This is a genomic window from Spirosoma flavus, assembly GCF_054778555.1.
Genome location: NZ_BAAGZL010000012.1, coordinates 13,783 through 37,346 on the forward strand (window position 1 = coordinate 13,783; position 23,564 = coordinate 37,346).

General features: G+C 42.6%; 24 protein-coding genes and 1 pseudogene. 15 read left to right on the forward strand and 10 right to left on the reverse strand.

The window, feature by feature from the left end:
• Positions 1 to 348 precede the first annotated feature (348 nt).
• Positions 349 to 900, reverse strand: a complete 552-nt coding sequence (locus tag ACYVF1_RS31875) for a dihydrofolate reductase family protein (protein WP_461086707.1) — start codon at positions 898 to 900, stop codon at positions 349 to 351.
• 414 nt (positions 901 to 1,314) lie between these two features.
• Here ACYVF1_RS31875 and ACYVF1_RS31880 point away from each other — a divergent pair, with 414 nt between their 5' ends.
• A complete protein-coding gene (locus tag ACYVF1_RS31880) occupies positions 1,315 to 1,557 on the forward strand; it encodes a TraR/DksA family transcriptional regulator (protein WP_461086709.1) in 243 nt (80 codons plus the stop codon).
• Positions 1,558 to 1,753: 196 nt separating this feature from the next.
• Complete coding sequence (locus tag ACYVF1_RS31885) at positions 1,754 to 2,842, forward strand: HNH endonuclease domain-containing protein (RefSeq protein WP_461086711.1); 1,089 nt, start codon at positions 1,754 to 1,756, stop codon at positions 2,840 to 2,842.
• Positions 2,843 to 2,951: 109 nt separating this feature from the next.
• Here the strand turns inward: ACYVF1_RS31885 and ACYVF1_RS31890 are convergent, their stop codons facing one another.
• Positions 2,952 to 3,659 carry a recombinase family protein gene (locus tag ACYVF1_RS31890; RefSeq protein ID WP_461086713.1) on the reverse strand — a complete coding sequence of 236 codons (708 nt, stop codon included), beginning with the start codon at positions 3,657 to 3,659 and terminating at the stop codon, positions 2,952 to 2,954.
• Between the two features lie 4 nt (positions 3,660 to 3,663).
• Positions 3,664 to 3,867 carry a hypothetical protein gene (locus ACYVF1_RS31895; RefSeq protein ID WP_461086715.1) on the reverse strand — a complete coding sequence of 68 codons (204 nt, stop codon included), beginning with the start codon at positions 3,865 to 3,867 and terminating at the stop codon, positions 3,664 to 3,666.
• Between the two features lie 222 nt (positions 3,868 to 4,089).
• On the opposite strand from ACYVF1_RS31895, the gene ACYVF1_RS31900 reads away from it, so the two are divergent.
• From ACYVF1_RS31900 to ACYVF1_RS31935, 8 genes are all read left to right on the forward strand, one after another.
• Positions 4,090 to 4,749 carry a recombinase family protein gene (locus ACYVF1_RS31900; protein ID WP_461086717.1) on the forward strand — a complete coding sequence of 220 codons (660 nt, stop codon included), beginning with the start codon at positions 4,090 to 4,092 and terminating at the stop codon, positions 4,747 to 4,749.
• A gap of 238 nt (positions 4,750 to 4,987) precedes the next feature.
• Positions 4,988 to 5,437 (forward strand): excisionase family DNA-binding protein, encoded by a 450-nt coding sequence (locus ACYVF1_RS31905; RefSeq protein WP_461086719.1) that lies wholly within the window; start codon positions 4,988 to 4,990, stop codon positions 5,435 to 5,437.
• Positions 5,434 to 5,925, forward strand: a complete 492-nt coding sequence (locus ACYVF1_RS31910) for a PIN domain-containing protein (protein ID WP_461086721.1) — start codon at positions 5,434 to 5,436, stop codon at positions 5,923 to 5,925. Before ACYVF1_RS31905 ends, ACYVF1_RS31910 begins: the two co-directional genes overlap by 4 nt.
• Before the next feature lie 171 nt (positions 5,926 to 6,096).
• Positions 6,097 to 7,344, forward strand: coding sequence for a GTPase-associated system all-helical protein GASH (locus ACYVF1_RS31915; protein ID WP_461086723.1), 1,248 nt, complete (start codon positions 6,097 to 6,099; stop codon positions 7,342 to 7,344).
• Positions 7,345 to 7,346: 2 nt separating this feature from the next.
• Positions 7,347 to 8,315, forward strand: coding sequence for a TRAFAC clade GTPase domain-containing protein (locus tag ACYVF1_RS31920; RefSeq protein WP_461086725.1), 969 nt, complete (start codon positions 7,347 to 7,349; stop codon positions 8,313 to 8,315).
• Entirely contained in the window at positions 8,308 to 9,198 is an 891-nt protein-coding gene (locus ACYVF1_RS31925) for a TRAFAC clade GTPase domain-containing protein (protein WP_461086727.1), read from the forward strand. Before ACYVF1_RS31920 ends, ACYVF1_RS31925 begins: the two co-directional genes overlap by 8 nt.
• Positions 9,188 to 11,719, forward strand: a complete 2,532-nt coding sequence (locus tag ACYVF1_RS31930) for a GAP1-N1 domain-containing protein (RefSeq protein WP_461086729.1) — start codon at positions 9,188 to 9,190, stop codon at positions 11,717 to 11,719. The genes ACYVF1_RS31925 and ACYVF1_RS31930 overlap by 11 nt, the downstream gene beginning before the upstream one ends.
• Position 11,720: 1 nt before the next feature.
• Positions 11,721 to 12,731: a 5'-methylthioadenosine/S-adenosylhomocysteine nucleosidase family protein gene (locus ACYVF1_RS31935; RefSeq protein ID WP_461086731.1), complete on the forward strand. Its 1,011-nt coding sequence runs from the start codon at positions 11,721 to 11,723 to the stop codon at positions 12,729 to 12,731.
• A gap of 534 nt (positions 12,732 to 13,265) precedes the next feature.
• Here the strand turns inward: ACYVF1_RS31935 and ACYVF1_RS31940 are convergent.
• The 4 genes and pseudogenes from ACYVF1_RS31940 to ACYVF1_RS31955 all read right to left on the reverse strand — a co-directional run.
• Complete coding sequence (locus tag ACYVF1_RS31940; RefSeq protein ID WP_461086733.1) at positions 13,266 to 13,550, reverse strand: hypothetical protein; 285 nt, start codon at positions 13,548 to 13,550, stop codon at positions 13,266 to 13,268.
• Positions 13,551 to 13,559: 9 nt separating this feature from the next.
• Positions 13,560 to 14,093 (reverse strand): DUF3667 domain-containing protein, encoded by a 534-nt coding sequence (locus tag ACYVF1_RS31945; RefSeq protein ID WP_461086735.1) that lies wholly within the window; start codon positions 14,091 to 14,093, stop codon positions 13,560 to 13,562.
• Positions 14,094 to 15,568: 1,475 nt separating this feature from the next.
• A complete protein-coding gene (locus tag ACYVF1_RS31950; RefSeq protein WP_461086755.1) occupies positions 15,569 to 16,072 on the reverse strand; it encodes a hypothetical protein in 504 nt (167 codons plus the stop codon).
• A 282-nt stretch (positions 16,073 to 16,354) separates the two neighbouring features.
• Positions 16,355 to 16,546, reverse strand: a pseudogene (locus tag ACYVF1_RS31955) (CHC2 zinc finger domain-containing protein); the annotation flags it as partial.
• A 99-nt stretch (positions 16,547 to 16,645) separates the two neighbouring features.
• Here ACYVF1_RS31955 and ACYVF1_RS31960 point away from each other — a divergent pair.
• Entirely contained in the window at positions 16,646 to 17,014 is a 369-nt protein-coding gene (locus tag ACYVF1_RS31960) for a hypothetical protein (protein ID WP_461086737.1), read from the forward strand.
• 322 nt (positions 17,015 to 17,336) lie between these two features.
• Here ACYVF1_RS31960 and ACYVF1_RS31965 read toward each other — a convergent pair whose 3' ends face one another.
• From ACYVF1_RS31965 to parA, 3 genes are all read right to left on the reverse strand, one after another.
• Positions 17,337 to 18,269, reverse strand: a complete 933-nt coding sequence (locus ACYVF1_RS31965) for a replication protein RepA (RefSeq protein WP_461086739.1) — start codon at positions 18,267 to 18,269, stop codon at positions 17,337 to 17,339.
• 128 nt (positions 18,270 to 18,397) lie between these two features.
• Positions 18,398 to 18,700, reverse strand: a complete 303-nt coding sequence (locus tag ACYVF1_RS31970) for a hypothetical protein (protein WP_461086741.1) — start codon at positions 18,698 to 18,700, stop codon at positions 18,398 to 18,400.
• The gene (gene parA, locus ACYVF1_RS31975) at positions 18,669 to 19,334 is read right to left on the reverse strand and encodes a ParA family partition ATPase (RefSeq protein ID WP_461086743.1); all 666 of its coding nucleotides are present in this window, start codon (positions 19,332 to 19,334) and stop codon (positions 18,669 to 18,671) included. Before parA ends, ACYVF1_RS31970 begins: the two co-directional genes overlap by 32 nt.
• Positions 19,335 to 19,459: 125 nt before the next feature.
• Between parA and ACYVF1_RS31980 the strand changes: the two genes are divergently transcribed.
• The 4 genes from ACYVF1_RS31980 to ACYVF1_RS31995 form a co-directional block, all read left to right on the forward strand.
• The gene (locus ACYVF1_RS31980) at positions 19,460 to 19,723 is read left to right on the forward strand and encodes a hypothetical protein (RefSeq protein WP_461086745.1); all 264 of its coding nucleotides are present in this window, start codon (positions 19,460 to 19,462) and stop codon (positions 19,721 to 19,723) included.
• Between the two features lie 255 nt (positions 19,724 to 19,978).
• On the forward strand, positions 19,979 to 20,446 hold the full coding sequence (locus ACYVF1_RS31985; protein WP_461086747.1) for a hypothetical protein: 468 nt from the start codon (positions 19,979 to 19,981) through the stop codon (positions 20,444 to 20,446).
• Between the two features lie 255 nt (positions 20,447 to 20,701).
• Complete coding sequence (locus ACYVF1_RS31990) at positions 20,702 to 21,295, forward strand: hypothetical protein (protein WP_461086749.1); 594 nt, start codon at positions 20,702 to 20,704, stop codon at positions 21,293 to 21,295.
• Positions 21,296 to 21,891: 596 nt separating this feature from the next.
• Positions 21,892 to 23,564, forward strand: a 1,673-nt coding sequence (locus ACYVF1_RS31995) for an immunoglobulin domain-containing protein (RefSeq protein ID WP_461086751.1), incomplete at its 3' end; no start/stop codon positions are given.

Consider the following 23,564-nt stretch of genomic DNA (forward strand, 5'->3'; position numbering starts at 1 on the left):
ATTTTTTGACGATCTGTGATCGCTTATCAACCGGTTATGACAGTAGCTACTACTGGGAAGATGTGCAACGAGCTTTGCGCATTGCCGCTGGCTTAGAAAAGTGGCGGCAGCGGCCGACCGTCAGATTAACTCTCCTTCTTCGTACCGTATTCTTTCTCTCCTCTCCTACTTTTTTATTAATAGAAAAAGTAACCTAAAATATGAATTAGCCTATTTATCTATCCCTATAACAGCCTGTAAAATGGCTTGTAGTGGATTTAACGTTTATTAAACGACCCTTTAATTGAAGTTACGCTTATGGTGGCTAGAAGAACACAGATACAGGTAATACGACGGCTAAGCGTTCCGTCATTGTTTCAGGTAGTGTAGCGCCACAACGCCCGATTTGAAAACGAGTGTATCAACTAACCTCAAATCAAGGTTTTCCTGAAGGCTGCCCCCTTCGATTAGTTGTCTTCCACTTCCCACCAGTACCGGGTGGACAACCAGATGAAATTCATCAATCAGGCCTGCTGACAGCAATTCCGGCAGCAGGCTGACACTGTCTACGGAAATTTTTTTACCCCCTTGTTGCTTCAGCTTCAGCAGCTCCTGGGCCGGGTTGCTCCGGACAATACGTGTATTTTCCTCCACCTGGTCTAGGGTTCGTGACATCACCACTCGATCGATCGCCGTCAGTTTTTGGGCGAAGCGATTTTCATCGGCTGTACCGGATTGGTGTTTGGCCACATCGGCCCAAAAGGGAAACATCAGCTGATACATAATCCGGCCGAAAAAGAGCAGATCCACCTCGTCCAGCAGGCTGGTGAAATACTCGTGCACCTCTTCACTAGGATTGAACAGCGTGTGGTCGCAACAGCCATCCAGGCTGATATTTATACTAAAAGATACCGTTCTCATGTGGTTCGCTAGTCAGTTACTGTTTGCACAAAGGTAAACTCGACGAGCTGCGTTTATCAGGGTCAATCGCGACAATATGAGGGCGTTGTTAGGACCATTTCCCCTATCGATAGAAATCTTAAGCTAATCAGGAAACGGTATAGGGGTTGTAAAAAGGCGGGGATGCTTGTATCGTACAGCACATGCAAAACACCAAGCATTTTACGGTTAAAACTCTCTTTTAGTAGCATAAATTCGTTGTTCATGAGAGAAATGAAAACGCTATTCGGGTCAACTTAAATAGGTAATTTTTCAAGAGTTAATACGTTCTCATTCAAGTAGTTATCTACCTAAAATACTTTGTGTAATTACGAAAAATTTGGCACTATTAGGCTAGATTTAGGGTTCTATTACTAGCGACTAGATACCCAGTATATGTACTGTATTAAATGTGGCAATTTGATTCCTGAAGCGCGGCTTAAGGCCCTACCAACGGCCAAAACCTGTGTCCATTGTTCAGTTGCTCAGCGAGTAGCCGGCTTTCCCTTGATTACCGGTAAAACGGAATATTCTGCTCTACAGATCGTATCACAAGCTGATGCCCAACAGCTGCATAAAATGGGAGCCCGGCGAGGCACAGGAGCCTCTACCTATATGAAGCGCGAGAAGCGGAATTAGTATTCTTTATGGGGTACCGATACGTTTGCTGCCTTCGAGCTAGCTTACTGCTGGCTGACTCCTCGACGAGTTGGCCTTTTTTATTGACTTGGTGACAGAATGGTTATTTGGTGGTAGCACTAAGGGTGCGAGTACCCATAAGAGCCAGATTGATTTTAGCCGCAATGCTTTATTTTCGTTGAATGAATCAAACGGTATGCTACTTCCTGAAGACGAGCGCATCGATATAACGAAACTGGCATCTGTCTTTTCAGACACAACCAACTCCTATAAATTTTACTGGTTGCTAGCGATACTGGACAGTCTGCGTGATAACGGTCGGACCCGAATCGCCATGCGTGATCTATCGATACGCTTGATAGCCAGTGTATGGTACCCGCTTGATTATTTCAAATTGTCGTTTGGTAGGCAGGATAGCTTTAAGTTGATCGCCGATTTCGTATCTGAACGAATGGCAATTGACAACGGTCCTACAGCCCCAGGATTAGTTGATCAGCTACAAAGCGGTTTGTCCGAAAGCGATTTGACAACCCTGTATGGTAAAGTTGGCAACTTATTACGTTTTGTCCCCTATCGCTTTATCAGACCATTCTTTGCGCAGGAATTGCGCGGGATTCCCGATTATCAAGTCAACGTCCGACTCGTTGAGCTAGCCAATCAGTCGTCAAAAGCACCCTACCGCTTTAGTGGCGATGACATCGAATTAACCCAGGACTGGTTCAGGTACCTGAACCAGCATCAGGCCATACTACGGGGCTACACGCAATGGCACTTGGTTCGGTTTCTGCAAAAACATAATCCGAATGTCATCGGCTTGACGGAAAAACTGGAAAAACCTGGAGTTCGGCTATTATCCACCGCCAGCAAGTTCTGGAAAACCTATTTAGTAGCCAATCCAAAGTTGACCTGTATTTATTCGGGTCAACTAATCACTGAACCTAACCTAAGCTTAGACCATTTTCTGCCCTGGTCCTATGTGGCTCATGATCAACTTTGGAACATTATTCCTACGCCTAAAGCGGTTAATTCCCAGAAAAATGACTGGCTACCGTCCATGGAGTTATACTTCAATGCCTATGCCTGGCTTCAGTACCAGGGATTCCAGTTTCACGCAATCAACGGCAACAATAAGCTGCTAGAAGATTACCATTTGTTTTTTGCCCAAAGTCTGGATTCTTTACGAGATCAGCCATTTGACTGGTTCAGGGAGCGGTTGGAGCGCCAGATTATACCCCATGTTCAGACGGCCAAAAATCTAGGTTTCACTTATCCTTTTAAACTATAAATGAATGAGTAACGAATCGCCAACTTAGTCATCCTAGCCACTCCCCTTCCTTGTCGCATGAGGGTTCTTTATTAACTTCCGTGCTGTGATCACCACGACTACCTTGATGTCAGTCCCTGGCTGTCTCCTGTTGGCGCTTCAATAGGCGCATGACCTGAGTGGCCTGAAACGCGCATCCCCGTACGGTTTGAAAGCCTGAGTGGTTGAGATAGTCGGCAATTTGAGAATAGTTCTTTCCTGCCTTGTACATCATGTCGGCAACGGACAAAGCCCGCCGGTTGGCAGGGTTGGCTAACGCATTCCGCCGGGTGGTTTCCCCACCCCTCTTCTGGCCCTGAGCCGTTAGATTCTCTGGCTTACCCAGTTTCACCCCCTGAGCAAGCTTAGCCGCCAAGGCTGCCCGGGTGCGAGCGCTAATTAACTCCCGTTCGTGTTGAGCCAGTGAGGCAAAGATGCCAATGGTTAAGGTGTTGGCATCGGGCATATCGACACACTGGAAGTTAACACCCGAATCCCTCAAGGTAAAAATAAACGAGGCATTACGGCTTAATCGATCCAGTTTAGCAATGACTAGAATAGCACCCTCTTTCTTGGTCCGCTCAATGGCCGCTGCCAGTTGAACGCGCTGGTTGTTCTTACCCGATTCAACCTCTGTATATTCCGCTAATATTATTCCTTTTATAAATCGGGCAACAGCCGTACGTTGTGCTTCTAATCCTAAACCCGAGTCCCCTTGTGCTTTGGTGGATACTCGATAATAGGCTATATATTTAGTGAAGCCCGTACTAGTAACGGCTGGGACTGGTTTCTTAGCCATTGGCTTACAGAACTACTTTATTAATCCGAAAGGTAAGAAATGGGTATTTCTTCGAGAGTTCCATGAGCCGGGTCTCAGCTTCTTCCAGGGTTAATTGCTCAGCGGAATCCGACACGGGTAACAGTGCCCCGGTCGAGTCATCAAATTCTTTGACGGAGATCCACTCCCCCTGAACGGGTGTGGGAAACTGAACTTCATGGTAAACCATACCTTGTTTACTTTACTTACTTTGCGTTGTCTGCTCAAAAATAGGATTTCTTATTTACTTTACAAGGCTTGAACGCTCGTTGTGAAAATGTTACAAACTCTTATTTTTGTCTATCTTCGCCAAAAGAGTGATTGAAGCAAGCCAAATTTTATTTGGAATGGGGGGTGAAGTAGTGTTTTCGATCCCCTTTTCAACCCTAACCTATATACGTCTTAGCATTCTATGAAGTATGTTCCTTACTACCGCGTCTCAACAGCTACTCAGGGTAAAAGCGGATTGGGGCTATCGGCTCAACAAGACATTGTCCAACGCTTCCTCAAAACCGGCGATGAGTTGCTCGATGAGTTTATTGAAGTCGAGTCAGGAAAGCGAGCCGATCGGCCCCAACTGGCTGCGGCCATTGCCTATGCTAAACAAAACAAAGCGCGACTGCTCATTGCCAAGTTAGACCGGCTCAGCCGGAATGTCTCGTTTATCTTTTCGTTGCGTAATTCGGAGGTCGACTTTGTAGCCTGTGACATTCCCGACGCCAATACCCTAACGGTTGGCATAATGGCTGTATTGGCTCAGCATGAACGAGAGCTGATCGGCGAACGTACCAAGGCTGCCTTGACAGCAAAGAAAGCACAAGGATATAAACTGGGTATGCCTAACATCACTCCTGAAGTAACTAGTCGAGGGTTAGCCGCCCGTCAACAAAACGCTCAGGTTAATTTAGCCAATCGGCAAGCGGCTGAATTGATTCGGTTATATCGTAAAGATGGTCTGACATACCGGGCCATTGCCGATCGGTTGAATCAGATGGGCTATCGTACCCGGCGAGGCCAAGAGTTTTTGGCTATGAGTGTCAAACGACTAAATGTGCGGTCTACGTTAGAATAAATTTGATCGACTTGTGAATGGACAGAGAATACAACCTACGCTTAAGAGGGATTAGTGAACATATTTTAACTTTAAAAAATAACTATCAATTGTATGATTTTCAGTAAACTTGGGTTAAATCGAATATGAGAAATTACGTTACTTTGACGAAAGTAGTTACTAGCATGCTTTTCATGATAGTAGTTTAAATCAGCGAAACTTTGTTTCGTTTATTAAGTTTATATAAACACTTATCATTATGGAAGCTGTAATAGAAAGGCCAACTTTACAAGAGCAAAAAGTCGCGAGTGAATCGCTTTTTAGTTTTGCAACAGCAATGGCAGGCAAAAGCTCAGATAGAGTAACCATTCAAATACAGGAGAGTAGAGATGCCATTACTATCCCTAGGAAGGCTCTTGAATTACTTTCTTTTATACTATCAAGTATGGCAGAAGGGAAAGCTATTTCGCTGATTCCTTCAGAATCCGAGATAACTACTCAACAGGCGGCCAATATATTGAATGTGTCAAGACCACATATTGTCAAATTGCTCGAAGATGGAATAGTGCCCTTCAAGAAGGTAGGTAGCCATCGACGAATTTTATTAGGAGATCTACTAACCTACGAAGCCGGACAAAAGCAACAACGAAAAGGGGCTTTACAGTTTTTGGCAAAGCAGGCTCAGGAACTAAATTTGGGTTATGAATGATCCATTCCTCCAGATTCGTTGCGCTACTCGACGCATGCGTACTTTACCCAGCGCCTACTCGGGACCTGTTACTAAACTTAGCCGATTTTGAATTGTATATTCCAAAATGGACAGATCAAATCCATGAGGAATGGACCAGAAATCTTCTTCTTAATAGGCCTGAACTAAATGCAAACCAATTGCAGAAGACAGTAAAGGCTATGTACAATGCCTTCCCTGATGCTAATGTTGAGCATTATGAACAGCTAATTTCTTCAATTAATTTGACCGATAAAGATGACCGGCACGTGCTGGCCGCTGCTATACGTTGCCAAGCTACAATCATTGTGACATCTAATCTTAAGGACTTCCCGAATGACTACCTAAAGTTATTTGATATAGAAGCTCAGCACCCAGATCATTTTATTGCCTATTTGATTGACTTGAATCCAAAAAAGTCAATTAAAGCATTTCATCAGCAAGTAACTTATTTGAAGAACCGCCAATGACTAACGAACAACTCTTAAATAATTTTAGAAAAGTTGGTCTTTATTCGACAGCTGATAAAATAGCCAATTTAATTTGAAATGAAGTACAAAGATTATCATCTCCTAGGATGCTACTTAAAAAGATAGTCTTATATGCATTAAGCTTAATAGCCAATAATAACAACCACAAAAATGGAGAAACCTTTTTTACAGCTTTTTTTAGAGACAGGTCTTTTTGATATTGGAGACAATGATACTCGTTTGGAGAATTTAGAGTCAGCAATTAAAGATGTTCAAGAGAAGTTAAGTAAAAACCACAAATTGTTACCTACTTATACACTTGTTGCACTTGATCCCAATGTGTCCGAAAACGAGCAAGCTTTAGTAGATACTGAAGCGATCGTCACAACATATTGGAAGGCATTAAGAACGAAATATTCTGAACGTCCAATACATATTCTTCGAGGAGTTATTCTAAACGCTTTGTATACTATTGGAAAGGCCGATCCTAAACTTGCAAGAATAATTGTACTTACGGCAACCAATTTCTACCCGTACGCATCATTAAATAAAGAAATTAGCGTCATTCATAAATGGCTAACTGAACTCTCTGAGCTTGCCGAGAAAAAAGCTGTAGAAACTTGGGCATTAACATCTACAACGCCTGAACTCAAAATATCGAATCTAGAACTTTCTGGACTGAATTTTGGAAATATTGAGATAGATGTGGAAGATCTAAAGGAAAAAATCGCTTCAGCGACAACAGGAAGTGGTTATAACTCAAGTTCAACCCAATGGGGACAACATTTAGGAAATGGAGCTGGAACAGCTATTGCTAAAACAATTGAAAACGCGCTGAATGAATTTTCTGAATCTTTGACTCCAGAATCGATAGAAGGTCCGATCAATAAATACTTTGCCGGTTTCAAGAAATCGCTTGATTCGGTTCTGAAAACATCTTTTGATGCTATAAAAGCCGTTGATCAGCGCAGCAAATTGATATGGTGGAAAGAGACGTTATATTCAACAGCCCTGAAACGTGGATATAGAGAAATAGATAAGATGCTTCAGCCGATAATGATGGCATATGATCTCTATATTTTGTTGCCATCTATTACTCCTGTCAGTGTTGACTACTTATTAAAAGATACTCTAAGATTAGTTAATCCTGATTTGGATAATGATATAACATTTAAAGAGTTATTAGACGGGATAGATGGGCAAGAAATAAAATTACTATATCGTCCTTATTTTCAAAATAAAGATGATATAGGCGGGAGAATATCAATAACAGACTTTGTATATCATCTCGCTAATGATAAAGTTAAAGTAAATGATTTTTATAGCAGAACTGGAATCGACTTAAACAGAAAGACATCATTAGCTTATTTTACGGTATCAATTCTCCATGATTTAATGGCTGTTTATCTTATTAAATAAAAATGGCAGAAAAATGTAGTCAACCTAGTTGCTTCCCTGATGAGACAGGATGTAATGTAGAAGGTTGTGAACGGATTACGGATTGTGAGTTCTATAATAAGGATTTGAAAACAGATCATTCGTCAAAGAATTCGGATGATGACATGTTGCATGTACCTTGGACAAGCAGTTCATTTGGCCTTGAAGATTTGAATTTCCTAACAGCAAGTTCTCCAACTGTTTTAATCGGAATTACAGGGGCGGCTAATGCTGGTAAAACTACATTTTTAGCAGTACTATATTGTTTAATAAGACACGGTTATGCTATTGGTGAATATCAATTTTGTGGATCAAAGACCTTATCAGGCTGGGAAAACTTAGCTTGGTACCTTAGTTGGAAACGCGATAATGATATTCAGTTCCCCCCCCATACGAGTAGTAATTCTGGTCGTGTACCTGGCCTTTTACATCTTTCCTTAAAAAATAAAGTAGGTTTAAGAAAAGACATCATCTTTACAGATGCTCCAGGTGAATGGTTCGATAAATGGTCGTACAATAAGAATGATTCATCGGCAGAAGGAGCTAAATGGATACATCAACGTGCTGATGCCTTTTTGTTATTTGCTGATTGCGAACTATTGAGCGGTGAAGAGCAGGGGAGGGCTCGTAGACAAACTAGATTAGTTGCTGATCGATTGTCCGAAAATTTAAGAGACCGGCCTTTCGGCCTAATTTGGTCAAAGTCTGATATTGAGCTTGATAGTGATATAAAGGGGCAAATAAGCAACTACATGGCCCGGTTTCATCACGCTCATTATAAGGAATTTAATGTGAGTGTACAGGCCGGAGAAAAGAATCAGCATTATGTTAATATTGTAAATTCTATATCATGGATTCTTGATGAATTAGATCATTATTATAATCCGATCATAGAGGTGCCAGTTCTAATTGAAACAGATTTATTTATATCTAAACGTTCCTATCATGGCTAATAAGAACAATAATGGTATAAAATATTTTGGGGGGCCGGAAATGTCTAATAATATCTTGGTAATTGGTGGACCTAATGCTGGTAAAACGCATTTCGGTGGTCAGTTATACGGCCGTCTAATGGACCGTTCAGGATTTTACAGTATAACTACTCCTCCTGAAGATTTAACAGTTTTCCGCGAGGTACTCGACTGTTTAAGTGATGGGAAATCGGCAGGCCATACTAGTGTAGATTCTAACACACGTTTAGAGCTTAACTTAGAAGATGCAAAAAACAGTAAGATTAATTTTTCATTTCCTGATTATGGGGGAGAACAAATTCAAAAAATAGTTAACCAACGTAAGATTAATGACACTTGGAAACAGGATATTGAAAAATGCGATACTTGGATGCTTTTTATTCGCCAAGATGAGATTTTGCCAATAGAGGATGTTATTAATAGAGGCTTACCAGACAAGAAGATCCTCAAACAGAGAGAATCAGGACAAATAGCGTTTAAATTATCAGAAGCAGCTTATTTTATTGAACTCTTACAAATACTTCTCTACATCAAAAAGGTATCATTACATCTTCCAATTTTATTGCCTAGATTAACTATTGTGCTTTCTTGTTGGGATTTATTACTTGAAGCTGATAAAGAGCTTTTGCCATCAAATCTACTTGAAAATAGACTTCCAATGCTAGCTCGCTTTATTAAAATGAACTGGGCTGAGGGTCTAGCAACCGTCATTGGTCTATCCTCTACTGGTAAAACATTATCTGACAAAGTTGCTGATAAAGAGTTTAGAAAATATGGTCCAGAAGCGTTTGGTTATTTTATAGCCCCTGATGGAAAAATGCAGAAAGACTTAACATTAACGATATCAATAGCCATTGGGAACTAATCAAACCATAACTATACATCAGGCATTTTATGGGGAAGTAAGCCGTGCACATGGATGTATAACTTCTACTTTAAAAGATGAGCAACTAAACTCTTTTTTAACCAGCTTTTCCGATAAACCAAGTCGAATACCAGCAGGAGTAGCCTTATACGAGTATATAGCTGGATGTTTGTATAAAGATTATTTTGTTTTAATAAAGACTGGTCCTGATCCTTCTACTGTACGTTCAGGAATGGTGTTTACTCATGCGCTAATATTACAAAATGAAGATCTAGATGATATAAATGATTTAGGTACTCTACTTTCATATTTTACCGAAACAATTCCGCCCAAAACACAAAATTTGTTACCAATTCAAATCCCAATTATTGTAAAGAAAGGAAATATTAGTGCCAAGAAAGTTCCAGTTTTCATTTATGAGGCAGCTAAAAAAATAGTACAGGGTGAAAAAATAGTGTTTTTTGGCTCAATAAAAAATTTTAAGAATGTTTTGGAAAATTTATGGAATGGTATACCAAGACATTTACGTAAATATTTGAGCTTTAATATAGGATTTACTTTATTGGATATAAATGATTTACCATATCAAATTTTGTACTTTCAAAAAGATCAATTAACTAAAGTTAATTATGCGAATGCTGTCACAGATGTTGACGTTTCATTAATCGAGGCAACAGAACAAGCAGTAAACCTAGTATTAGGTTATTCTAATGAAAATGATTTTAACGATTTTCTAAAAAAATTATCAATTACGCTGAATGATATTAGTGAATTAGTAACGGTCAATAAAGCCTACAAACTATTTAAAAGAAAGGATCAGCTTGATCCCAATGATCTGAGACAATTGCTTAGACTCTTAAGCAAGCTTTGCCCAGATCCAGATCTGGGATCAGATCTTAAAGGTGAATTAATCAACCAACTAGCATTGGCTGTCAATGATGGGAGGGATAAAAATATTAAAGCCCTTCGCAATATAGATGTTCAATTTTTTCATACTGCTGAAGAATCGTTAAAAGTAGTAGTGACTGTATATGTAAAGACTCAAGTAACAACACACTCCTATTTCAATTTAGAAAAGTGCAGAGAGTTAATTGATTTAGTATCAAATAAAATAGATACTAGTTGGTGGCACGTAGCAGTACATAATGGTTTAATGGATGGGTTTAAAGATCCTTCATCTATTAATAATCTATGGCAGCTTCTTATACAAACAGATAATAACGAAAATTTATATCAAATTATTGAACAAGCTGAAACATCAGAGCTGGATTTGTTAAACTCATTTCCTGATAATTTATTAGCAATTCAAGCTTCAAAGCTTAAGATATGGTTCAAGCAAAAAGAATGGTATCGCTTATATGCTAAAGCAAATCTTGCTTATCAATTACCAACTATAGCTTTGAGCGAGCAATTAGAAATTGAACGTGCATTCAAACTATCAGAAGCGTCTGGTGTTCGACTTATTACATCAAATCTTTCCGATACAGAATTACTATCGGTTGACTTAATTGAATTAGATGATAAAACATTAGAATTACTTGAAGAACGTTTACTTGTAGATTATTCTTTGCTAAATATTCTTGATCTTGAAAATGTTCGTTGGCATACGATTTGGAGCCGGTTTCTATTCCATCGACCTAACTTGGAATTAGGTATTTTGGATGTAAAGTCCAAGATTCAAGCTCTTTATGACTTAATAAGTCAGGGTCGTCAATTACCAGATAATATTATAGAGTTATTAAGTAATAGTCAATATGCTAATTTATCATCTTACAAAAAAAGACCGCTATTTTGGAATTCTGTACCTGTAAAGTTCAAAAAAAAATTTTTACTTACTACAACTATCGCAATGGTTGATGTAGTTATTAATGGAGAAATAGAAATATCAAACATCGAAACAGAAATTTCTGAAGTTTTGAAGTCAGATGGTTTCGTTTCTGATTTCCTCTCAAAAAATAGGAATGACTTTGCAAAAGTCATTGGAATCTATGAAACTGTCCCTGACTTAAAAGATCAGTTTCTAAGTGACTATATTTATTTATACAAATACTATTTATCCGATACAGATTCGCGTAGGCTTGGTAATTTGATAACAAAATATCAACTTGTAAAATCAGCTGCTGCTGTATTTGAAAAAGCAAAAATGAGTACATCATTTCAAATAGCTCTTAATGTATGTAAATCACTTTTGCACTTAGGATTACTTGATAGGTTTATGTTTCGAAGGATTTTAAATGACACGCTAATTGGATTTAATCCTCATGAAGCTTTATTTGAAATAGCTACTCAACTTTACAAGCAAGGGCCAGAAGATAACGATATTTGGCAAAGAGCTGGTGGAGATATTAGTAAGCTTCATGACAAAAAAAGCCGGGAAGAAAACTGGAGGGTTGCAATATCTTTAGTTCAATCTGGTGGAGGTGGCAAGAATATTACAGCAATGAGCCTTCTTAAAGAAATGGAAAAAGATTTTCCTTTTAATCCTATTATTAGCGAATTAAAAAAACAATTTAAACGATAAGGTGAAAAAAGTCTTAATAATAACTGCATTAGGCTTAGAGTTTAAAGCAGTTGAGGAATACATTACAAACCTAGTACCTGAAACACATCCATTAACAGGTTCGACATATGTACTAGGTGAATATCAGGCTCTTAGTTGTAAGTACAAGGTAATGTTATTAGAGGCTGGTGCAGGTAATAACCGTGCAGCTGATGAAACTAGTCGCGCTTTACAATACTTTAATCCAGATTTTTTATTTTTTGTTGGTGTAGCTGGTGGGGTTAAGGATGTTAAAATTGGTGATGTTGTCGCATCCTCAAAAATAATTGGATATGAAGTAGGAAAGGCAGATGACAATTTTAAACCACGGCTGGATATCATGCCGGCTTCTTATTTTTTGGAACAACTTGCAAGACGTGTTAAACGCGAGGGCAAATGGTTGGAAAAAATAAAAACCAGTGTATCTAGTGGTAATCCCGTAGCTTATGTTCAGCCAATCGTTGCTGGAGAAAAGGTAGTGATTTCGAATAAGTCAGAGGCTTATAAAATAATTAGCACCTTTTGTAGTGATGCGATAGCAGTAGATATGGAAGGCATTGGTTTTCTAATCGCTGCACGACCTTACGGTGTAGAAGCTATTGAGATTAGAGGGATCTCGGACATGTTGCAAAAGAAGGAAGAAGCAGATGCAAGTGGTTCTCAGCCAGAAGCTGCTGGTAATGCTGCAGCATTTACTTTTGCAATGATAGATAGTATTAAATTTAAACCGGATTTAAGGGATAAGGATTTTCAGCATAAGTTGCTAGAATTTGTGATTTCACATTATCCTCAAGGGCCTGAGCAAGATGATGTTTGGAGTCGAGCAGGAGGAGATGTATCAATTTTAGTTAATAGCGTAAATCGAAAATCTCAGTGGAGAAGTGCGATACAGCGACTTGCAAATGGAGGTGGTGGGAAAAACATTTCTTTAAATACATTATTAGCGGTTGTAGAAGAAGACTTTCCAAATAACGATCTAATGGAATATACTTAGGAACAAAAGGTTTTTTCTAAATCGTGTAATTTATATCGTCCTTGAAGGAATCTGTAAAATTCGGTTTAATAATCAAAAGTGATAATGCCCCTTACCCTCAATTATTAGACATAAATAATCTTAGATAATACTACGATTGTAGTCCATTAAATTCGTATTCCTCTGTAAAACCGTGAACTATTAAACTGAACGGGTTTATTGAACGCAAAAAAGGCTGTTTCCAGCCCCTTCCCTCCTACTTGGCCACCGTTCAGAAAAACGTCCGTGGCTGTTGCACAACTCTTCTTAAACTAAGGTTTATCCATACATCTGCTCGCAGATAGGGTCAGATATCAGTACTTAGGCCAGAAAATAGTTTGTATCGCCTTGTGTTGCTACCCGTCTACCAGTTGGTTTGAGTTGTGCAACAGCCACGTTCGTTTCGGATCTAGACTCAATACGCAACTTCTTACTACCTGTTAATTACAATCAACAGCATACGTTTGTTGATTGTCGATTCTACAATTGACTCGACTGGAGTACTAGCAGCCCTTGCTAGTGATTCAGATACACTATTTTATAAAAGAGGAGCAACCGGTAAGCCATGATCACAGCAGCAAACAGAACGGTGCTCAGTAAAGCCACTAAAGCAGACCAAAGTTTACCCGTGCCGTAGAATCGACTAAAAGCGCGGGCTTGATAAACGCCTAGAAAAGCCAGACCTAGCAGGCTCCAGATCAGGTCTCCTCGCGTTTCCCATTGTTGCTGGCCAAACAAGCCAATGTAGGGTAAAACGATGAGGAACTGCTGGAGTAAAAAGAAGATCAATACAAAACTCAAAAAGTGCGCCTAGAAGATTAGGTGCTCAATGAATGTCCGCCGAGAGGACCACATCAACAAGCCGAAAATCAGTGCGTAAAGCGGTATTAGCACAATGAGGTAGGTCTTCGAACTGGCTTTCATCGACTCATCGAACACCGGCTGGTAAGTAACCAGCGACTGATCTGAGCTAGTGAGCGCCTGCTGTACTGCTTCTTTGGTTCCGAAAGCGGTATAGTTGGTATAATTGAGAAAGCTACTCAGGGGCTGATTAAAGGCATTGTAGGTAGCCAGTAGAAAGAACACAAAGTTAATGACCAAAAAAAGGCCCAACGGCTTCATATAGTGAACGCGTCGACCGGCTACATACTCGACCGAGAGCTTACCAGGTCGAAAAAGCAACGCCTTTAGGGTTCGTAGCAGGGTATGATCGGCATGCGTAAAACCCTCAACAACTTCTTCGGTGACATGGCTCAGGGTTAAGCTATGTGGATCGAACCGTTTTTCACCACAATTGGGGCAAAAGTTTTCCTGGTTATGATGGCCGCAAGTCTGGCAGGTCATGATGATAGGGGTCGAACAGAGGTAAAGAGGGCTTTCGTTGTTTATTGAATCACAAATTGGGTTATCGAAACCTTAGTAAGCCAGCCTATGTAAGCTACAGAAATAGTTGTCAGTTGGCAAGCAAATTTCAATTGGTATGTTAGGACTATAATTGACAAGTAGTAAAAAAATGGTCAATCCCACTATACGCCCCCTACTCCAAAACTGGTCAGTTGAACCTCCGGATACTTTCAGACTAAGATCGGTATTGGCCGATCAACCCCCTTTAAAGCCCATAAACTTGTTCTAAGTGCTATTCTGGTTAGTAAGAGAACTGCTCATGCCAGATCAAATAAGGTCTCTAATGGGTTAAAAAAGACGTATCACGATCATTCGGCAGGTGGAATCAGGGGCCAGGTAGCCTGAGTTAAGGCTTTTTGGTACTATGTATCATTCTAAAACAGGCATAAGCCGTAGCCTACTAAATTTCGAAAATTCGAAAAAAATTTGCAGTTATTCGGTTAATAAATATTTTATAAAAAAAGTTATTCTAAAGTAACAAAGTTATTCAACAGTAACCTTTGAAGTTAACAGGTTAACAAGTTAACCTAAGTTGGGGACCGAAAGGCGACTTGAGCGCGCGGAGTGCGAGACGAGCCCGTGTAGCGGTGCGGACTAAGGTATAAACCCCAGCCAAGGCTCACAACTGGCTTTTAAGCCACGGTCTATATTGAACCCTACATTTATTCACTTTGGATAAGATCGCCACGTAGAATCCAAATAAAGCGCCTAAAATCAATTGGGGATAGGAAGCAGGATCTGTACGCACGTCAAGTGGGCGGATGGTCATCATCCACGCAGGCCGCTAATCACGCCAATAGCGGTGCGAATACCACGGCCGTTCGCCAATCAAGTGGACTACGAGGAAAGCCCATGGTGCGCGCTCCGAGCCGCCCCATCATATATGCCTAGCCTTTACACCCCGGCAATTGCACCCCCTACACAGTGCGTGGCGGGGTGCAATTGCCCAGAAAGAGCCTTATTTTTCCAATAACACCTTAACTGTGCTTGATTGTCAATGATTTATACCAAAAAAGTTGAAAAATGACCCAAAATTTTCATCCCAGATTTGACATGATTATTTCGGCTATGCCACTAGTTGTCAAAGTTTTAACTGACAAAAAGTAGAAATTTAGAATTGATTTGTTTTGAGGTGCAATTGGTCAATTCCTCCCCTGTTTCGGCCAATTGCACCCCAAAATTCGGGGAGAGGCGCCCACTTGGGGAAGCTGGGGAACCCGCTGCCACGCGGGGATAAGGCAGGCCGATTGCCACTCAACGACACTCACCACCCGATCCAGCGGTAGGAAGTCATCCGGATCGGGCACGGGGTGTAAGTCAGGGCCGCCCTGAGTGCCACAACCCCTATCCATTACGAGATGGACGGCCAAGCTCTTGGTTGTTTTAGGGAGCCCCGGGTGATCAACCCGGTTGGCTCACTGCGGCCCAACCGGGTTGATCACCCGGGGACTCAAGCCCAACTGCTGTTGGCGAGCTTCCGTCCAGTCCTTGAAGCCCGCATACAGCGGAGACCGATCACTGCCACCCCAGTGCTGGCTAACCAGGAAAGCCCACAAAGCCTGGTACGCCCGTTGGCCACTTGCATCCTGGTGGGGGTAATGCACCATGTGCCCGGCGGGCATGCTTTGCAAACAGGCAATGGCTTTGTCGACTAGACCGTCACTGTTGATAATCAGAAAATGGTAGGCCCCCACCGGCGGTTTGTCGACCGTTAGAAAGGTACCAAAATCGATCAGGCTGTAAAAGCAGTGCCAGGGAGCAGCGGGCCGGTCGGCTTTGAAGAGGGTTACCTGTTTGGGGCCGACCGCTGTCTTGGCCCAATCGCCATAGCGGCGTAGCTCGTATCCACCTGCCACGTTAGGCAGGCCGAACCCGTACCGTTTCTGGCTATCCTCACCCAGGTAAACGAGGTCTTCCAAATAGGGCGCAAACCGCTCGGCGCTAATGCCCCGGCTGCCCAGGTACAGCGCCGCCCTAGTTAGGGAACTACCCCGGCCATAGACGCGGAATGGTTTGTGTTCTAGGATCCGGTAAGCGGGTTCTCGGCGGACGGACAGGGGTGGGATCAAGCGGGTGGGTGGGGCGACTAACCCGCTTGATCCCACCACGCTTTCTATATAAGCCAAGGCTTGTTTAACCTGCTCCCCATCCAGTCGTGCCGGTAGCGGTAGGCCACTCCCCATCCGATAAGCCAGATCGATGATGTTGCCCCCTCGCCCCTCGCCAAAATCCTTCCACCCCCGGCCGTCTTTGGAGACATGAAAGGAGGGCGTTTTCTCGGATCGAAATGGGCTGAAAAACCGGAAGTCCTTCGCCGTGCTTTTCACCACGGCATGACCAGCCCGTTGCAGAAACTCATGGATCGATATGGACTTGGCCTGCTCAATGTTCATGGGGTGAGTATACAAATTTTTCGGTAGGGGCCGAACCCCTGTTCGCTAAAAAAGTTTATCTATGTTTAATCCTGCACGTTGCTACGCCTATCGGCTTCCATGAAGCACGTTTTCTTTTTCTTGTTGGTGACCGCCGCTACCCTATTTAGTGACTGCCACCAGGGCGATGCGGGGTCCGCGCCTCCTCCGCAACCCGCTGCTTTAGCCGATCGAGTCGGCCAAGTAGCGGCCCATATCTTAAGCTTGGACTTTTCTAACTACCAATTAGCGAATTCGATCAACCTGTCGGCTTTAGCAGTGACCTCGGTTGAGACCCTCGAAAGCGCATTCAAACCGGCCACCTTGGGCACTTATCAAGCCCAACTCAGTACCGATTTGTGGATTTTGGGTCCTTTTGACAAATACCTGCGAGCTGTACTGATTTCTACAGTCGGGACCAATATAGATCTCTACTTTGTGCTAAAATAGGGGCTTTAGCCGCAGACTCATCTATTGCTAATCGGGGACGGCGCTTTGCTAAATACAATAACATATGATCATATATCTTAGCAATCCCGCTTCTTTCATTAGTAATTCACAGCCGATAGGCGGTAATAAAGGTATTTTTTCTATTGGTTAATTTAAAATACTGGTTTGCGTTAGCAAATTACGGTGGATAAGCCTACAGATCGTTAGTAAATTACGGTATTTTAGTTAGTAAATTACGGTGAATAAGTAGCTTAATACCCTGTGAATCAGCGGTTATCCACATCGTTTTTTTATCTTCGCCGTAATTTACTCGTATATTTTATCACAATCCGTTGATAGTCAGCTGTTTAGCTATAGGTGTAGCACTATGAAATAGCATCAAACCTTTGCTTCCCTTTTGCTCAATTCGGGCATCTGTATAAAGGTATTTTACTGATTGCCAGGTCTTTAAAAAGTTAAACCTGAAATCGCTCATTCGTGAGTACTCTTGACCAAATTGATCTTTAAGTGTTTTCCATGCGAGAAACTGGGGCTTTCCCGGTGGTATGCGATATAACCGGTGCGCCAGGAACGCGTACAGGTCCAATGCTGAGGCATTGTTTGACAGTGCGGCCAGATGGTTTTTGGCCAGCGGCACGGGGTGTTCGGAAAGGTGCTTGTAATATTCCTCAGATAGCGTGATTTGGCTCGTCCACTGGTTGCGCTTAGTGCGCGTGACGATCGGCACCGTTTCGCCGGTTTCTTCCTGCTCGTCCAGATAGAATGTGCGCAGCACGCAATTGGACAACCGGTGCATCTGGTCTTGAATAACCGACAGTTGGTTACCCCCATCGGTCAGGCCGATATCCTTCAGGAATTTGGCAGGGCTATTTGCGATCTGGATGGTGCGGGTCTGCTTCTGGATGGCGATCGTATTTAGGTTCGCTAGCAGCACTCGCGCCTTTGGACCATATGGAAGTCCAGAATAAGTTTTTTCGCCCGTTTGCGGGTCTGGAAACGGCTGTGGCGTGATATAAAGCACAAACTTGCCCGAACGTTGCTCCCATGCCTCGTGTGGCTGTAAATCCGGCTCACGGCGTGGGAAATACGTATGGCACAGTGCTGCTGCCGTAAACAGGATCTCCCGATCGTCTGGCTCCTCGGTATAACTCTCGTACACCAGCTTGCCGCGCCGTTTAGCGACCTTCGACAAATCCATAGATTTTTTGACCACTTTGTCGGCTTCAGCAATTTGGTCTTGCTTTTTGTCGGTCATTGGTATAGGGTTTATTCTCTGGTGACCCCAATTTACTTGGTCATAAGTGACAGGGTTGATAGCCATTGAGGCAGACGACAACAAACGACCTAAAATCGTTCAAGAGTGGCTCAGTTGCCCCAACCATGTCATTTCTTCTTCCGATCACGCTCCAGCTTCTCCATCACGGCTTCAACGATCCAATCGTGCGTCGATACACCCAGTTTTGGCGATCCTGGTTTACGTGGCCGCTTGGCTCTCAAAGCATCAATATCCTGAAAAATCCCCACACTCAAGCGGATGTTGAAAAATTTCGGGCTATCGCGGTCAATGACAGCGTCTTGACTGGCGGGACCGGGGGCAGGCTGGCCCCCGCGATTGACGTAGGCATCAATCTCCTGCTCTGTGGGCGCCGGTTTCTTAGTGCGTTGGGGCGGTGGTGTAAGTGCCATGTTTGATTGCGTTAAAAAGTGTCTCCATTTCGTCCACGGCTTTTACGTCCGGTTGTTCCATCTCAAACACGGCCAGACCAATGCCGGCCGAATTTGCAAAGGCTTTCCTATTGCTCAATTGGAAGGGCAGGAACGTGAGCGCGTCGTAGGTCTGTAAGGCCTGGCTCATGTCGCGATTGTCCTGCGATCGGATGTCGGCCCGATTGATGAAGCTGTAGGCTTTCAGAGGTTCGGGACGCATTGATTGTGCTTCCTCGACCAGTTCCACTACTTTGGTGACCGTCCACAGGTCGTATGACCGTGGATTGAACGGGCTTAGGAAAACATCACAGACGAACAGCGCGGCACGCTGGCTGGTGGTGTCTCTCCCACCCGTATCGATGACGATGTGATCGTATTTGGGCCGCAGGGATTCAACCTGCTTGCGAACGTGTGCGCCGTTAATCTGGACCAGCGTGTAACCGGTTGAGCCTTTGGTCTGCTCCCGGTACGCGCTAAAATCTGATGCGCTGCCCTGGTCGTCGGCATCGACTAATAGAACATCTGAGCCTTTGGAAACCAGCCACGCGGCAAGGTTTGTGGCAACGGTGGTCTTCCCCACCCCGCCTTTTTGTGAACCGACAACGATAACCATTATGATAGCGGTTTTAGTACCGCAAATAATACAGGTTTCAGTTAAGAAACAAGTATTATTATCCTACGGTTTTTGATAGCGGTTTCTTAACCGAAAATCATACTGAATTCCATATTAAAATCAATATGCTAATTTGGGTTGAAGTTCAGAAACGCCGGGCCATCTGGGCCTTTGAGTGGCGACAAAAAATTATTGAGCAACTTATTGGCTTTCAAACGGTTATTCCCCATGTTCAAGGCTGCCTTATTGGTGGTGACTTTGTTCATCATGTAAGCGGCTTCATCGTAAACACTAATCGGATAGATCGCTTCGAAATCCTTGACGACTTCAACTTCAATATTGTGCCGCGGATAGACGCTTTCCAGCTGCGGCAGGAAGCAGGAAAATGATCATTAGACACGGCTTGCCAACGCCAAGATCAACCAGGCCGTATGCCTGTTGCGGGTATTCGGGTTCAACGCGGGTTAACAGGACGGATAAGGGTTTTTCAACGTCCTGGTTGCACACTTCGCGCAGGAACACGACCGGTTTGTGATCAACTTCCGGCGACAGTCCGTTTTAGGCCAGCTTCGCAATTTGTTCGGGTGTCAAAAGGCTCATGGGCTGGTTATAGACCTTGACAGCCATTTTGCATAGGGTAGGGCATGAATTCCGACGCCCAACATATCCGCGGCTGGTATCGCGCCATTAAAGAAGCCAGTGTCTGCGTGACCTGCCAATATGAGGGGCTGCTCGCCAATGCTGGCAAGGTGGAATTCTACCACATCAACGCATCCGCTAAATCTGACACGCTCAGCAATATGGCGATCCGCCCGACCATAATGCCGCTACAATATGCTGTGGCGCCATTGACCTATGCGATCGAGTTGAGGAAGGTCGCCCCAATGTGTCCCGACCACCACCGGGAGCTGCACCGCGCCGAGGATAAGGGGAATCAGCAAACACTCCGTCAGAAATTCGACCTGACTGCGATGCTTTTTACCAAGCTAAATAAAGGAATTTCGCACGGTGGGCATGAGTTTGGCTCAACCGGAACTATTCGCCCAGATCAACGACGAGCTGCTGGATATGCTGCACGATGGCTAGCTGATCTTTACCGAAAAGGGCTTTGAGCTAGCGCGTGGGAATACGCCTGTACCGGTCAATTATTCGACCGTTATTTCAAACCGACCACTATCGGCAATTTTTGATTTATCGTCACATTGATCATGATATTGCCATATTGGATATTTTTTTATCCAATCGGTATGACTCTTTTGCCTGAAATTGCTTTTAGAAAGTGATAGGCAAACAAGTGGCACCGATTCGGCAAAGCTATCTTTAGAGCTTAAATACAAAGACATACCGTTTATCTAAACTTCACACGGATGAAAAAGAATGATACCCTTCCACCAGTTACTCAGGTTTCCATACAGCCCGCCACCATTCAACTAAAGGTCGTCACGGTAAATAACCGCAGCATGACCTATGCTATATTTAAGCAGCTTCCAGAAGAGGATTTCTTCGATGAGTCGTTTAAAATCACGGGTATACTATGGGGTAGGGTAAATTATTTTTGGGCTGATCATAAAGATGCTACTGATACAACCTTGCACATATTATGGCAGAAAGGGAGCGAACTCCGACGTTGTATTCTCTACAAACCAAAATCATTCAACCATATTAATGGGAAGATTCTTGACTTATCACCAGATTTTGATCGCATGGGTTTCCCCAGTATTGTTGACCGGGCTTATTTAGATCTTAAACTTAAGCTTCGGTCCAATAATAATTATGAACGAAAACCTGACATATGGGAGTCTGACTTGGACCGAGGAAAACGCCATGATACGAATCAAACTATCCTACTGGCTGAAGCCTATCAATCGCTCTACACCAAGTTGAAGCAGATTCATCAGAACTATGTAGATCTTTATATGGAAACGAAGGAAATCCCCCAGCTTTTTATTGCAGTCGGCTAAGCTATGCATGATCCGACTAATACAAGGTGCAACTTTCAGTCATTTTTCGAAAGAGTCGATTTGCTATGCCCCCTTATTTCACAATCTCCTTTTCAGTTAACCAGCATTTTCACTCAATGAGTAAATTGAACAATGTTCATTAATTAGAATAGTAGTTAGGCCATACCGTAAAGGTGCTTGCCACATTCACAAATAAAGACACATATAGCTGAAGCATACCCAGAGCCAAGCAGTATTGGCATCAAATTTGATCAATCAAGTAAACAAATTGAAGCGCTATGAATATTATTTTGTCAAATATTGTGCCAAAATAATATCGCTGATCTGTATAAAACACAATAAATAAAACCAATATTGCTATATTAATGTTTTATTTAAAATCAGCAAAAATATATGATGTTGGAAGTTTAATATTCTACAAAGCTAATAATCAATAGATTAAAAGATATGTATTTAACAAAAAAATAGATTGGATAATATGGGATTTCCTTAAATGTGCTATTAGTCATATTATTGTTAACGGAATTATTCTTTTCGGCACATAAGTTGCAAGTTACACTCGCCGCACACCAGGCAACCTTATCGTAACTTGATTTATGAAACAATTTTTACTGATCTTATCAGTCTATTTTACGTTTGCTTCCGTATACGCCAATCCGACCAAACCATCTAGACCACTTCCTGTTAAAAATACCTTTAAAGGGGTAAGAATAACTGATATACCGCCTACCTTCGGTTCTAAACATCCAACATCGCGTTCAGCGAATCAAGGCCGGTCGAATAACACGCCCCGCTCAGTTCAGGTGTCGGCTGATGATCCCCATAGTTTCTCAGTTATCGCCCCATTACCGTTACCTAAACCCTTACCTGTGTTGAAACGGGTTGGGCCAGATCCCATTCGGTTTTTCATACAGACAAATAAAAATGCAGTTCAGGTAGGTGAGGAATTTGAACTTACAATCACTGCGGAATTATTACCTATTTTACCTAGTCAACTATTTTTTTTCGATCAACAAAAATCATTCAGCTTAAAAATCATCACGCCTGAGGGCTTTCAGCAAACAGGGGGGAACTACATCGATTATATAGGGACAGATTTAGGATTAAATGGAACGACTTCAGTATCATATACCCTTAAAGGACGTTTTACAAAATTCATTGCCGAGGCTACATTCATTTTATTGAGAGGTCCAAAAGAGGCTTTAGCAAATAGTTTATTTGAAAGGAAGTTTGATCATAAAGTTCAGATAATTAATCCTAATGAAAAATCTATAGCATTAACTAGACAAGGAACAGTAGTAGAGGCAGGATGCCAAATTCTTGATAAAGCCGTCAAGATTATTCAGGGTAACAAAATAGGCAATGTAACGTCTCTGACTATTTTAGTACAGGATGCACTAACTACTTATGAATACAGTGCTGATAGCCTTGCGTTTAGCCAAAATAAAGTTATAAGCACCACTAAAACGGACGGGTACATATTTGTTCGAGATGGCCAAAATCTCACATGTTATCGTAAGTTGCCTTATTCCATAATCAACTTGGGGGGCGCCGGTACTTCCACTGCACCTTCAGGTCCCACGGAACCTCCTTGCGGAGGACCTTCGGGATTCATTGGCGTAAACCCTAGTTCTGGCAGTATATGTGATCAAAACAACACTTCATCACCTAATATTCCACAAGCACGAGTTACGACCACTTCAATATCGCTGACAGTAACTGGGTGCTCAAGCAATATTGTATGGCATGGCCCTGGCATTGAGGGTTACACTACTCCGGTAGTCACTGTGTATCAGTCAGGAAATTACTATGCTGGTTGTCGGACTGCCCTATGCCCTAATACAACAAATTATAGCAATACTGCATATATAGATGGCTGCCCGCCCCCTCCTTCAGATCCCTGTGCCGGTAACTACACCAACCCACCCATCATAAGCTTAAGCTCCGATGGCAACAACCACACGGGGGTGACCATCTGTCAAGGAGAGAATGTGAATCTGGTGGCGAACAATTGCTCAGGCGCTCTAAAGTGGTCTGATCAAAGTACCAATGCTACCCTCAATCTGATTGGTGTGCAAAGTACTGTCACTTATACGGCCACCTGCACGGAGGCCAATAAGTGCACGAGTGGGGTCTCCACTGCTTTCGTCATCACAGTACGCCCTTATACTAACCCACCCATCATAAGCTTAAGCTCCGATGGCAACAACCACACGGGGGTGACCATCTGTCAAGGAGAGAATGTGAATCTGGTGGCGAACAATTGCTC